A 12,939-nucleotide genomic window follows, 5' to 3' on the forward strand; every position below is an offset into this window, starting at 1 on the left:
CGCCCGGTTACATTCCGAACCCGGAAGCTAAGCCTCACAGCGCCGATGGTACTGCAGGGGGGACCCTGTGGGAGAGTAGGACGCCGCCGAACAATTCTTCAGAAGAAGCCCCCTGACGGGATGTCAGGGGGCTTCTTTGCATTCCCGGCCGGAAAATTTCCGGATAGCCTTCGCAAATGCAGAACCTGACCTTGACCTGGCAAACCTCGGCCGCGGCCTCCGCGGCGCTGTACGGAGCGGCGTTCACCGTCGGTCGGGTGGCCGCGCGGCGGGCCAGTACGGGGGAGTGGCGTCGGGGGCGGGTCGTGGCGGATGTGCTGCGGGAGGCGGGGACGCTGCTGGCGTTGTTCGCGCTGTGGCAGGTGGTGGGGCATCTGTCGCTGGTGGGGACGGACCATGCGCTGGACCGGGCGGACTGGATCCACCGGACGGAGCTGGGACTGGGGCTGCCGGACGAGGCGGACTGGCAGCGGTCGGTGGTGGGGCATCCGTGGCTGGTGCAGGCGGCGAACTACTACTACGCGACGATGCACTTCGGCGTGATGCTGATAGTGCTGCTGTGGCTGTTCCTGCGGCACCGTCAGCGGTACGCGTGGGTGCGGACCACGGTGGTGGCGACCACGGCGGTGTGTCTGCTGATCCAGTTCATTCCGGTGGCGCCGCCGCGGATGCTGCCGGGGAACGGGTTCGTGGATCTGGCGGCGCAGTACGGGCAGTCGGTGTACGGCAACGCGGTCGCGGGGGTGGTGGCGGACCAGTTGTCGGCGATGCCCTCGGTGCACGTGGCATGGTGCGTGATCACGGCGGTGGCGGTGATCACGGTCGCCCGCGGGCCGTGGCGGTGGTTGATGGTGCTGCACCCGCTGGTGACGGTGTGGGTGGTCGTGGTGACGGCCAACCACTTCTGGGCGGACGGGCTGGTGGCGCTGGCGATCCTGCTGACCGTCTACCTGGTGCAGGCGGCCCTGTCGGGGTGGCGCCGGCCGGAGGAGCCGGAGGAGGCGGTGGCGGTACTTCCCGAGGAGCAGGAGCGGGAGTCCAGCGCGGTGGAGGGCTGACGGGCTCAGCCGGGCTGGGCGGAGAGCAGGGCTTCGGCGAGGGCGGTGCGGTAGTAGCGGCCGGCGGTGCCGGAGCGGGCGCCGGCGACCAGGCGGGCGTCGAGCAGCACGGTGAGGTGGTCGTCCACGGCGGCGGGGCTGAGGCCGGTGAGGGTGGCGAGCTGGACGGTGTCGCGCGGGCGGTCGAGGCCGGCGAGCAGTTCGGCGCGGGCGCTGCCGAGCAGGCGGCCGAGGCTGGCGGGCGGGGTGCGCGGGGTGGGGACGGGCGCGGCGGAGATCGGGTAGATCACGGCGACGCGGGTGGCGTCCTGGGTGATCCAGCCGTGGCGGGCGCCGGTCGGGACGAACAGCAGCTCGGCGTCCGGGGGGCCGTCGGTGGGGACGGTGAGTTGGAGCCGGCCGGTGGAGAGCCAGCGGTGCCGGGGTCCGAGCACGGGGAGGGCGGCGGGCCAGCCGTGGTGGTCGGCGAGGCGGCGGCGGCCGGTGGCGTCGGCGCGCAGCGCACGCAGGCGGGCCGGCCATTCGGGGCGGACGACGTGCTGCCAGGTCCAGCCGAGGAGTGCGGCGAGTGCGGGGGCCAGGTCGAGCCCGGTGAGGTCGAACTCGTGCGGGGTGGCGTCCGGGTCGGGCGGTGGGAGCCGGAACTCGGTGGGCCAGTAGGCGGCCTGGCGGCCGGCCAGCCAGTCGGCGAGCTGGGGCGCGGTGGCGAGGTGCTGGTGGAACGCGGGCTGGTGGGTGGCGAGCCAGGCGCGGCGCCAGGGTTCGGGCCGGATTTCGGCGAGGATGCCGAGGGTGGCGACGGTCTCGACCAGCGGCGAGAACGCAAAACGGCATGCGGCGAGTGTCTCCGTGCCCACCTGCCACTGGCCCATGCGTAGCCTCCGATCGGAGACCCTAGCAATCGGTCGGTGGGGCGGGAGTGGATTGCGGGATCGTTCAGCCGGTGACTCGGTCGGTCGTAGGGTGAGGGGGCGGCCGAAGCCAGTTGCGTTGGCTTCGGCCGCTCCTGTGTGTTGATCAGCCGAGGCGGCGGTGCAGGCCCCAGGTCGTGAGGGCGGCCAGGGCGGCGGCGAGGGCGAGGTAGATCGCGGTCTCGATCCACTGGAACGGCCAGTAGCGGTCGGCGGGCTGGTAGTCGACGGCGACGTGCAGGTTCGCCTGGGCGAGGCATTCCTCGGACGGGACGTCGTGGCTGTTGTTCGCGCACGGCTGGGTGCCGAGGGTGAGGGTCCGGCCGGAACTGTCCTGGACGGGCGAGCTGTTGGAGAGCATCCACGCGCCGGGCTTGTCGATGCCGGCCACGAAGGTCGCGGACGGCCCGTGGGCGCCGGTGAAGCCGAGCATCCGCGTGGACCTCAGGGCGTCGGCGTCCAGTGCGATCACGCTGTGCACGGGCTGCTCGAGGTGGGGGCGGACGGCGAGCGGGACCAGCACCTGGACGGCGGCGAAGGCGGCCAGGGTGAGGGCCATCGCGGCGACGGTGCGGCGCAGGAACAGGCCGAGGCAGGTGCCGAGGGCGACGGCGAACGCGGCGTAGCCGAGCGGGACGATGCCGCGGGCGGAGAACAGTACCGGGGTGAAGCGGTCGTGGCTGAGGTGGTCCAGCGGGGCGGAGAACCAGGTCACCAGCAGGCTGAGCAGCCCGGTGACGATCACGGCGGTGGCGCCGACCAGCAGCAGTTTGACGGCCAGCCAGCGGCCGCGGCCGATGCCCTGGTTCCAGATCAGCCGGTGGGTGCCGGTCTCCAGCTCGCGGGCGATCAGCGGCGCGCCCCAGAACGCCCCGATGAGTGCGGGCACCACGATGACCAGCGTCGTACCCGTCCAGTAGGGGAAGGCGTAGGTGTCGATCAGCTGGTTCCCGTCGGCGCAGCCGCCGCCGGGGCAGCCGGACGTCAGGTCGTGGTACTTGTCCCGCAGGTCCAGGCCGGACATCAGCAGGAAGGCGGTGGCGGCGGCGAGTACGGCGGCGGCCACCATGAACTGGGCGCGGAACTGGCGCCAGGTCAGCCAGATCATCGCTGGAGCTCCAGGGCGGGTCGGGGGTCGGCGGTGGCTTCGAGGTGGGCGAGGACGAGGTCTTCCAGGCCGAGCGGTTCCATCACCCAGGACGGGTCGTCGACGGCGGCGTCGGCGCGGACCACGAAGGTGCTCTGGCGTTCGGTGTGTTCGGCGTGGATCACCCGCATGCCGGCCGGCAGGGTGTCGGCGTCGCGGCGGGCGGTGGTGAGCCGGAAGTGGGTGGCGAGCAGGTCGTCGATCTCGCCGTCGGCCTGGATGCGGGAGCCGGCCAGCACGATCAGGTGGTCGCAGACCCGTTCCAGGTCGGAGACCAGGTGGGAGGAGAGCACCACGGTGGCCTGCGACTCGGATTCGGCGACGAACTCCATCAGGCTCTGCAGGAAGGCACGCCGCGCGAGCGGGTCGAGGGCGGCCACCGGTTCGTCCAGCAGCAGCAGTTCGGGCCGTTTGGCGACGGCGAGGGTGAGGGCGAGCTGGGCGCGCTGGCCGCCGGAGAGGCGGCCGGCCCGCTGGGTGGGGTCGAGGCCGAGTTGCCGGATGCGGCGGTCGGCGAGGGCGGCGTCCCAGCGGGGGTTGAGCTTGGCGCCCAGGCGCAGGTGGTCGTTGATGCTCAGGGCGGCGTAGGTGGGGGTGTCCTGGGCGACGAAGCCCACCCGGCCGAGTTGGGCGCTGTCGGCGGCCGGGGGCCGGCCGAACACCTCGACGGTGCCGCTGGTGGGGGTGAGCAGGCCGCAGGCGAGCTGCAGCAGGGTGGACTTGCCGGCGCCGTTGGGGCCGACCAGCCCGACGACGCGTCCGGCGGGGACGGTCAGGGTGCAGTCGGCCAGGGCCGTGCGGCGGCCGTAGCGCTTGGTCAGCGCCCGGGTTTCGACGATCGCGGTCATCGCTCCTCTTCGACGGTGCTTCGGAAGGTCTGGAGGAAGAGGGCCTCGATGGACTCCGGGTCCAGTCCGGCGGCCCGGGCCGAGGCCAGCCAGCGGCGCAACTCCTGCCGCAGCGGCTCGTGTTCGGACGTGGCGGGGTCGCCGAGCGTGCCGGTGACGAAGGTGCCGACGCCGGGCTTGGGGGAGACCAGGCCCTCGTTCTCCAGTTGGCGGTAAGCCTTGAGCACGGTGTTGGGGTTGATCGCGACCTTGGCCGCGACGTCCTTGACCTTCGGCAGCCGGTCGCCCTGGTGCAGCAGGCCCAGTCGGAGGGCCTGTCGTACTTGGTGGACCAGTTGCAGGTAAGGGGCGACACCGGACCGGGGCTCGATGTGGAACTCGATCACCACAACCTCATTTATCTAGCTTCCTAGCACTATAGAACTGACGATCCGACGAATCGTCAAGTAAGGGTTTCATCAAGGGCGTTGACCAGCGGAGATGGGTGCGGACATGCCGAGGCCCGGGCGCCGTGGGGGTGGCGTCCGGGCCTCGGGGACTGCGACGGTTACTTGACCGGGAGTGCCACCCGGCCCCAGCGTCCGCCGGTGAGGGTGGCGGTGGCCCAGTACCAGGCGGCCAGGCCGGAGAGGGCGGCGATCCAGGCACCGACCTTGCCCCAGCCGCCGGTGTCGCTGAGGACACCGATGGCGCTGAGCACCAGGGACAGCGTCAGCAGGCCGTAGACCGCGCGGGCGAGCAGGCCGTCGCCCCAGGAGGCGGCGGTCAGGGTGAGCGCCAGCAGCGCCCACAGCAGCAGGAACAGGCCCGCGGTGTGCCGGCCGGCCCCGCCGGCCGCCGCCCAGGTCGCCCAGAAGGCGCCGAGAGCGGTGAACGCGGTGCCGCTGAAGCGGTCGCCGCCACGGAACTGCCACAGGCCGGCGACGAACAGCGTCACCCCGCCGACCAGGTGGGCCAGCGCGGAGGCGCCGCCGGACGAGGTGCCGCTGAGGACACCGGTGCCGAGCAGGCCGTACGCGAGCAGGGTGAGACCGAGGGCCAGGTAACCGAGAGGACCCGCGTCTGCGGATCGGGCGTTCGCCCCGGAGGCGTCATTGCTCACCGGAGGCTCCTTTCACTCTGCGCCAGGGCATGGCGAGATCGCGGTGAAGGGTGGGTGTGCGAGGTGGTTCCGGGTGCCGGGTCGTGGGCGCACCGAAGAGGGGTGCGGCGGCTGCGGCGAATGAGAGAACCGGCGGCCGAGCCGCCGGTCGATGCCCTCCGGGGTGGAATCCCCCGGCGCCTACGGTCTACCCGGCCTCCGGGATTTGTACCCTTGTGAACCGCGCTGAACGAGCAAGTGTGAGCAAAACGTGACTAGTTGAGCCGCTGGGTCGGGATGCGCAGGGTCAGGATCGCCATGTCGTCGGACGGCGGCTCGGGTGCGAAGCGCTCCACCGCGCGGTGCACCCGGGCGGCGACCGCGCCGGCGGTGAGGCCCGCGCAGCCGGTCAGGACCTCGATCAGGCCGTCGTCGCCGAGCATCCGGCGGCCCTCCCGGCGCTCGGTGACGCCGTCCGTCACGCACAGCAGCACCTCGCCCGGGGCGAGCACCAACTCCTCGGCGGTCAGGTCGAGTTCGTCCATCACCCCGAGCAGCGGCTGCGGCGAGGCGGCCTGGTCGACCTGCCCGTCGGTGCGCAGCCGCAGTGGCAGCGGGTGGCCGGCGCAGACCAGCGACAGGGCGGTGGAGCCGTCCTCGCGGGGCGTCAGCTCGCCGTACAGCAGGGTGAGGAAGCGCGCCCGGCTGCCCTCGTCCAGGATGGCCGCGTTCAGCCGGGTGAGGACCTGCGGGGCGCTCAGGCCCTCGCGGGCCAGCAGGCGCAGCGAGTTGCGGGCCAGGCCGGTGACCGAGGCGGCCTCGGGGCCGGTGCCGCAGACGTCGCCGATGGCGAAGCCGTAGGTGCCCTCGCGGATCGGGAACAGGTCGTAGAAGTCGCCGCCGACCTCGTTGCCCTCGCCCGCGGCCTGGTAGAACACCTCGACCTCGACGCCGGGGATCTTCGGCAGCTCCGGCGGCAGCAGGGCGCGCTGGAAGGCCTGCGAGATGGCGGTGCGCTCCGAGTACAGGCGGGAGTTGTCGAGCGCCAGGGCGGCCCGGCGGGAGAGGTCCTCGCCGAGTTCCAGGATCTCCTGGCGGAACCGGACGCCGCGCCGGGTGCCGAGCACCAGCAGGCCGATCACCCGGTTGCGGGCGGACAGCGGCAGCACCACCGTCTCGCCGAGCAGCCCGGCCAGTTCGGGGCTGTCGGCCAGGCCCAGCGCGTGGGCGGTCTCGGCGGGTGCGGCCCAGGTGCGGGCGCCGGGGCTGTACACCGCCTCCGGGGCGGGGGTCTTGTCGAGCAGGGCGCGCAGCGCGTCGATCCGGTCCTCGTCCTCGTGCAGGACGAAGGCGAGGTCGGCGCCGGCGGCGGCGTCCGCGGTGGTGTAGACGGCGCACCAGGACGCCAGGGTGGGGATCGCCATCTGCGCCATCAGGGCGAGCGTCTGTTCGTGCTCGAGGGTGCCCGCGAGCAGGTCGGAGGCCTCCACCAGGAAGGACAGCGAGCCGCGCCGCAGCCGCTCCAGCTCGCCGAGCCGGGCGCTCTCCAGGGCCAGCGCGATGCGGTCGGCGGCGAACTGGAGGCGCAGCGCGTCCTCGTTGTCGTAGCGGCCGGGCGGGGCGGCGGCCACGCCGAGCGAGCCGGTGAGGCGGCCCTCGACCTTCAGCGGGACGGTGATCAGCGAGCGCAGGTCGGTGCCGGCCAGTAGCGGTGCGGCGCCGGGCCGCACCGCGAGGTCCTCGTGGACGGCCGGGAGCCGGGCCGAGTCGAAGCGGCCGGCGCCGCCGTCGATCGGCAGCCGGGCGAAGCGGCGGGCCGGGCCGGCCAGGCCGGTGGCGGCGCGCAGTTCGAACTCGGTCTCGTCCTCGCTGGTGAGCATCAGGTAGGCGGCGTCCGCGTCGAGCAGGTCGCGGGCGCGTTCGACGATCCGCTGCAGCAGGCTGGACAGGTCGTCGGGTGCGACCGGGCCGACCAGCAGGTCGAGCGGTTCGACGGCGGTGGTGGCGGCCTCGGTGGAGGCGGCGGTGCCCGGGGTGCGCAGCACCGCGCGGTCGGACTCGCGCACCAGCAGGCACATCACGATCGGCGCGCCACCGCTGTCGCGCAGCCGGACGTGGGCGCCGTACACCTCGCGGGCGGTGCCGTCGCCGCCGCGCACCGTGTAGCTGCCCTCCCAGCGGGCCAGGCGCAGGGTGTCGCCGAGGCCGAGGCCGGGGGTCTGCGGCCAGACGGCGAGTTCGGCCCAGGGGCGGCCGAACACGGCGTCGGCGGGGAGCTGGAAGAGTGATTCGGCGTCGGCGTTCCAGTGCCGGATCCGGCCGTGGTCGTCGAGCTGGACCACGGCGACCCGCACCGGCCCGTCCGCGGCGGGCAGTTCGCCGCCGGGCAGGCTGGGCAGCACGTACCGGGTGCCGGGCTGCTGCTGGGGCAGGGCGAGGCGGAACCAGACGGTCTTCCGGCCGGCCGCGTACTCGATGCCCCAACTGCTGGACAGCGCCGAGCACATGAGCAGGCCGCGGCCGCCCTCGCTGTCCGGGTCGGCGTACCGGTCGGAGTTGAGCGTCACGTTGGCGAACGAGGTCTGGCCGCGTTCGGGGTGCCGGTCGCTGACCTCGATCCGGACGGTTTCCTCCTCGCGCACGCAGGCCACCTCGGCGGCCGTCCCGGCGTGCACCACGGCGTTCGTGACCAGTTCGCTGACCAGCACCACGGCGTCGTCCACCACCTCGGGCAGGTCCCACCCGAGCAGGGCGTCCCGGACGAAGCCGCGGGCCGCGGCGGCCGACCGGTCGACCGGTTCGAAGGTGGCGGCTGCGCGCGCGGTGACCACGGCCACGTCTCCTCTGCTGCTGGTACGTCGGGTGGGGCGGGATCTGCGGCGGGCCAGGGCGGGGTCGCCTCGACCCGGTGCGGCCCTCCACCCTACTTTCCGGTTGGTACCCCGCGGGGGCGGGGAGCTGAAACAAGCCCCTGGGGGTGATTTCCTTCACGACTTTCTCCGGTCGTTCCCCTGGTCGCCCGCGAAAACCCTCCTCAACCGGTCCGACACCGGGTGCCAGTGCTGTCACACTGGGGGGTCCGTGTGCCGTCACCACCGCAGTACGGTCGAGGGGACGGCGGGGAATCGACGGGCCGTTTCTCCGGCCCTTCCGCCGCGGTGACAGTGAGGACCTGGGAGGGCCCCGTTGAGTTCGGCGACCAAGGACGTGTCCGGAACCACGACGGCCGCTGCACGCGGCACGCGGTCGGCGCCGCCCGCCCGGGCCGGCGGCCGGCGCCAGGGCCCCGGTCAGCGCGGCGCGGAGCCCGCGGAGCTGCGCAAGCTGCTGGCCGCGCTGACCGCGATGCGCGACGGCAACTTCCGCCGCCGGCTGACCTTCCCGGGCGACGGCCTGCTGGCGGAGATCGCCGCGGTGTTCAACGAGGTCGCCGAGCGCAACCAGCACCTGACGGGTGAACTGGCCCGGGTGCGGCGGGCGGTGGGCCGCGAGGGCCGGCTGTCCGAGCGCCTGGAGACCGGTGTGGGCGAGGGCGCCTGGATGGCGGCCGTCGACAACTGCAACGCGCTGATCGACGATCTGGCCCGGCCGATGGCCGAGGTCGGCCGGGTGCTGTCCTCGATCGCCGAGGGCGACCTGACGCAGACCATGGAGCTGCGCTCGGTGCACACCACCGGCGCCAGTTACCCGTTGCGCGGCGAGTTCCTGAAGGTCGGCCGCACCGTGAACGGGCTGGTCGACCAGCTGAGCGAGTTCACCGAGCAGGTGACCCGGGTGGCGATCGAGGTCGGCACCGAGGGCAAGCTCGGCGGTCAGGCCCGGGTGCGCAGCGTCTCCGGTTCCTGGAAGGACCTGGCCGACTCCGTCAACACCATGGCCGGCCGGCTGACCGCGCAGGTGCGCAACATCGCGGAGGTGACCACCGCGGTGGCCCGCGGCGACCTGTCGCGGAAGGTCACCGTCGATGTCGACGGCGAGATGCTGGAGCTGAAGAACACCGTCAACACCATGGTGGACCAGCTCAACTCCTTCGCCGCGCAGGTCACCACGGTGGCCCGTGACGTGGGTACCGAGGGCCGCCTGGGCGGTCAGGCGCAGGTGTCGGGCGTGGCCGGTGTGTGGCGCGACCTGACCGACTCGGTGAACTTCATGGCCGCCAACCTGACCGCGCAGGTCCGCAACATCGCGGAGGTGACCACCGCGGTCGCCAAGGGCGACCTGTCGCGCAAGATCGAGGTTGACGCCCGCGGCGAGATCCTCGAGCTCAAGAACACCATCAACACCATGGTCGACCAGCTGTCGGGCTTCGCCGAGCAGGTGACCCGGGTGGCGCGCGCGGTCGGTACCGAGGGCATCCTCGGGGGTCAGGCGCAGGTGCCGGGCGTGGCCGGTGTCTGGAAGGACCTGACCGAGAACGTCAACTCGATGGCGAACAACCTCACCTCGCAGGTCCGCGGCATCGCGCAGGTCACCACCGCGGTCGCCAAGGGCGACCTGTCGCAGAAGATCCAGGTCGACGCGCGCGGCGAGATCCTCGAGCTCAAGAACACCATCAACACCATGGTCGACCAGCTCTCGGCGTTCGCGGACGAGGTCACCCGGGTCGCCCGGGACGTCGGCACCGAGGGCATCCTCGGTGGCCAGGCCAGCGTGCCCGGGGTGTCCGGCACCTGGAAGGACCTGACCAACTCGGTCAACCTGATGGCCAACAACCTGACCAGTCAGGTGCGTTCGATCGCCGAGGTGACCACCGCGGTGGCCCGGGGCGACGTCTCCAAGAAGATCACCGTCGACGCCAAGGGCGAGATCCGCGAGCTCGTCACCACCGTCAACACCATGGTCGAGCAGCTGTCCGCGTTCGCCGACGAGGTCACCCGAGTGGCGCGCGAGGTCGGCACCGACGGCATGCTGGGCGGTCAGGCCCGGGTCTCCGGTGTCTCCGGCATCTGGCGCGACCTGACCGACAACGTCAACCTGATGGCGTCCAACCTCACCTCCCAGGTGCGAAACATCGCCGAGGTGGCGTCCGCGGTGGCCCGCGGCGACCTGTCCAAGAAGATCGCCGTCGACGCGGCCGGTGAGGTCGCGGCGCTCGCCGACACCCTGAACACCATGGTCGACCAGCTGTCGGCGTTCGCCTTCGAAGTGACCCGGGTGGCCCGCGAGGTGGGCACCGACGGCATGCTGGGCGGCCAGGCCGGGGTGCCGGGCGTGGCCGGCATCTGGAAGGACCTGACCGAGAACGTCAACCTGATGGCCAACAACCTCACCGGCCAGGTCCGCAACATCGCGCTCGTCATCACCGCGGTCGCCCGCGGCGACCTCTCGCAGAAGATCGACGTGGACGCCCGCGGCGAGATCCTGGAGCTCAAGACCAGCATCAACACCATGGTCGACCAGCTGTCCGCGTTCGCCGACGAGGTCACCCGGGTCGCCCGCGAGGTCGGCACCGACGGCCGGCTCGGCGGCCAGGCCCGCGTCCCCGGCGTGGCCGGAACCTGGCAGGACCTGACCGAGTCGGTGAACGAACTCGCCAACAACCTGACCCGGCAGGTGCGCGCGATCGCCCAGGTCGCCACCGCCGTCACCAGGGGCGACCTGTCGCTGCGGATCAACGTGGACGCGTCCGGCGAGCTCGACGAGCTCAAGGACAACATCAACCAGATGATCGCCAACCTGCGTGAGACCACCCGGACCAACAAGGAACAGGACTGGCTGAAGTCCAACCTGGCCCGGATGTCCGGCCTGCTGCAGGGCCGCCGCGACCTGTCCGCCGTCGCCTCGCTGATCATGAGCGAGCTCACCCCGGTGGTCTCCGCCCAGCACGGCGCGTTCTTCCTCGCCCAGCCTGCCGGGCGTACCGCCGAACTCGTCACCGAGGACGACGACGAGAACGACATCGTGCTGCGCCTGATCGGCTCCTACGGCTACCACCGGCGCACCATGCCCACCACGTTCCGGCTCGGCGAGGGCCTGATCGGGCAGGCCGCGGTGGAGAAGCGGCCGATCGTGCTGAAGGAGACCCCGCCCGGGTACCTGAAGATCTCCTCCGGCCTCGGCGAATCCTCCCCGGCGCACGTGGTGGTGATGCCGGTGCTGTTCGAGGACCGGCTGCTCGGCGTGATCGAACTCGCCACTTTCTCCAGCTTCACCACCGTCGCGCTGGACTTCCTGATCCAGATCGCCGACCAGATCGGCGTCACTGTCAACACCATCTCGGTCAACACCAAGACCGAGGGCCTGCTGCTCGAATCCCAGCGGCTGACCGCCGAGTTGTCGATGCGTTCGGCCGAGCTGGAGGCCCGCCAGGAGGAACTGGAGCGCACCAACGAGGAGTTGCAGGAGAAGGCCGAGCAACTCGCCCAGCAGAACCGCGACATCGAGATCAAGAACAGCGAGATCGAGGAGGCCCGGCAGATCCTCGAGGAGCGCGCCGAACAGCTCGCGCTGGCCTCCCGCTACAAGAGCGAGTTCCTCGCCAACATGTCGCACGAGCTGCGCACCCCGCTCAACTCGCTGCTGATCCTGGCCAAGCTGCTCTCCGACAACAACGAGGGCAACCTGTCCGCCAAGCAGGTCGAGTTCGCCGAGACCATCCACGGCGCGGGCAGCGACCTGCTCCAGCTGATCAACGACATCCTCGACCTGTCCAAGGTCGAGGCCGGCAAGATGGACGTCCGCCCGGCCCGGATCGCCCTGGTCCAGCTGGTCGACTACGTGGAGGCCGCGTTCCGGCCGCTCACCGCCGAGAAGAACCTGGACTTCGCGGTCCGGGTCTCCCCGGACCTGCCGGTCACCCTGCACACCGACGAGCAGCGCCTCCAGCAGGTGCTGCGCAACCTGCTCTCCAACGCGGTGAAGTTCACCGACGCCGGCGCGGTCGAGCTGATGATCCGCCCGGTGTCCGGCCCGGACACCCCCCAGCACGTGCGCGAGCAACTGCTGGAGACCGGCACCATCGGCGACCCCGACGAGCAGCTGATCGCCTTCTCGGTCTCCGACACCGGCATCGGCATCCCCGGCAACAAGCTGCGGGAGATCTTCGAGGCGTTCAAGCAGGCCGACGGCGGCACCAGCCGCAAGTACGGCGGCACCGGCCTGGGGCTGTCCATCAGCCGGGAGATCGCCCGGCTGCTGGGCGGCGAGATCCACGTGGCCAGCGAACTCGGCGGCGGCTCCACCTTCACGCTCTACCTGCCGCTGCGCAGCGAGGGCCCCGAGCCGGTCGCGCTGGAGCGCGGCGCCGTCCCGCGCGCCCTGGAGCCCTCCCGTACGCCCGCCGAGCAGTGGACCCAGGAGGCCCGCGGCCTGGTCGAGGAACGCCGCCGCTCCACCCTGGAACGCCGCCGCACCGCCCGCCCCGAGGAAGCCCCGCGCGCGGCCGAGGAGAGCATCCCGCGCCAGGGCGACCCGGTGCGCACCAGCGCCGGCACCCAGGTTCGCTTCGACGGCGAGCGGGTGCTGATCGTCGACGACGACATCCGCAACGTGTTCGCCCTTACCAGCGTGCTGGAGCAGTACGGCCTGACCGTGCTGTACGCCGAGAACGGCCGCGAGGGCATCGAGATGCTCGAACAGCACGAGGACGTCGCCCTGGTGCTGATGGACATCATGATGCCGGAGCTGGACGGCTACGCGACCACCGAGCAGATCCGCCGGATGCCCCGGTTCGCCGGCCTGCCGATCATCGCGCTGACCGCCAAGGCGATGAAGGGCGACCGCGAGAAGAGCCTCCAGGCGGGCGCCACCGACCACATCACCAAGCCGGTGGAGACCGATCACCTGCTGGCGGTGATGCGCCAGCACCTGCCCGTCAGGTAACCGCCGCCCGACGGGGCCGCCCGCGCTGGCGGCCCCGGCCGGGAACCCGGTAAGGTCACCCGTCGTTGCCAAC

General features: G+C 71.9%; 8 protein-coding genes and 1 rRNA gene. 3 read left to right on the forward strand and 6 right to left on the reverse strand.

Annotated features, from left to right (window positions below; genetic code table 11):
- Together rrf and ACFYST_RS28860 are read left to right on the forward strand one after the other, a co-directional pair.
- Positions 1 to 92, forward strand: a 5S ribosomal RNA gene (gene rrf / locus ACFYST_RS28855); the annotation flags it as partial.
- 84 nt (positions 93 to 176) lie between these two features.
- Complete coding sequence (locus ACFYST_RS28860) at positions 177 to 1,058, forward strand: phosphatase PAP2 family protein (protein WP_387866578.1); 882 nt, start codon at positions 177 to 179, stop codon at positions 1,056 to 1,058.
- A 5-nt stretch (positions 1,059 to 1,063) separates the two neighbouring features.
- On the opposite strand, the gene ACFYST_RS28865 is transcribed toward ACFYST_RS28860, so the two are convergent.
- From ACFYST_RS28865 to ACFYST_RS28890, 6 genes are all read right to left on the reverse strand, one after another.
- On the reverse strand, positions 1,064 to 1,930 hold the full coding sequence (locus tag ACFYST_RS28865) for a winged helix-turn-helix domain-containing protein (protein ID WP_387866580.1): 867 nt from the start codon (positions 1,928 to 1,930) through the stop codon (positions 1,064 to 1,066).
- Positions 1,931 to 2,075: 145 nt separating this feature from the next.
- Entirely contained in the window at positions 2,076 to 3,077 is a 1,002-nt protein-coding gene (locus tag ACFYST_RS28870; RefSeq protein WP_387648689.1) for an ABC transporter permease subunit, read from the reverse strand.
- Complete coding sequence (locus ACFYST_RS28875) at positions 3,074 to 3,964, reverse strand: ABC transporter ATP-binding protein (protein ID WP_387866582.1); 891 nt, start codon at positions 3,962 to 3,964, stop codon at positions 3,074 to 3,076. The genes ACFYST_RS28870 and ACFYST_RS28875 overlap by 4 nt, the downstream gene beginning before the upstream one ends.
- Positions 3,961 to 4,350: a GntR family transcriptional regulator gene (locus tag ACFYST_RS28880; protein WP_380488798.1), complete on the reverse strand. Its 390-nt coding sequence runs from the start codon at positions 4,348 to 4,350 to the stop codon at positions 3,961 to 3,963. The genes ACFYST_RS28875 and ACFYST_RS28880 overlap by 4 nt, the downstream gene beginning before the upstream one ends.
- Before the next feature lie 161 nt (positions 4,351 to 4,511).
- Positions 4,512 to 5,066 carry a GPR1/FUN34/YaaH family transporter gene (locus tag ACFYST_RS28885; protein ID WP_387866585.1) on the reverse strand — a complete coding sequence of 185 codons (555 nt, stop codon included), beginning with the start codon at positions 5,064 to 5,066 and terminating at the stop codon, positions 4,512 to 4,514.
- A 254-nt stretch (positions 5,067 to 5,320) separates the two neighbouring features.
- Complete coding sequence (locus ACFYST_RS28890) at positions 5,321 to 7,876, reverse strand: SpoIIE family protein phosphatase (protein WP_387866587.1); 2,556 nt, start codon at positions 7,874 to 7,876, stop codon at positions 5,321 to 5,323.
- Between the two features lie 514 nt (positions 7,877 to 8,390).
- On the opposite strand from ACFYST_RS28890, the gene ACFYST_RS28895 reads away from it, so the two are divergent.
- The gene (locus ACFYST_RS28895; RefSeq protein WP_387648930.1) at positions 8,391 to 12,866 is read left to right on the forward strand and encodes a HAMP domain-containing protein; all 4,476 of its coding nucleotides are present in this window, start codon (positions 8,391 to 8,393) and stop codon (positions 12,864 to 12,866) included.
- Positions 12,867 to 12,939 lie beyond the last annotated feature (73 nt).

The organism is Kitasatospora sp. NPDC004614 (assembly GCF_042873675.1).
GTDB lineage: Bacteria > Actinomycetota > Actinomycetes > Streptomycetales > Streptomycetaceae > Kitasatospora.

Bases quoted from the DNA above. Each gene is read 5' to 3' on its own strand.
- ACFYST_RS28870 (WP_387648689.1), bottom strand. From the start codon at position 3,077: ATGATCTGGCTGACCTGGCGCCAGTTCCGCGCCCAGTTCATGGTGGCC.
- ACFYST_RS28875 (WP_387866582.1), bottom strand. From the start codon at position 3,964: ATGACCGCGATCGTCGAAACCCGGGCGCTGACCAAGCGCTACGGCCGC.
- ACFYST_RS28865 (WP_387866580.1), bottom strand. From the start codon at position 1,930: ATGGGCCAGTGGCAGGTGGGCACGGAGACACTCGCCGCATGCCGTTTT.
- ACFYST_RS28895 (WP_387648930.1), top strand. From the start codon at position 8,391: ATGCGCGACGGCAACTTCCGCCGCCGGCTGACCTTCCCGGGCGACGGC.
- ACFYST_RS28860 (WP_387866578.1), top strand. From the start codon at position 177: ATGCAGAACCTGACCTTGACCTGGCAAACCTCGGCCGCGGCCTCCGCG.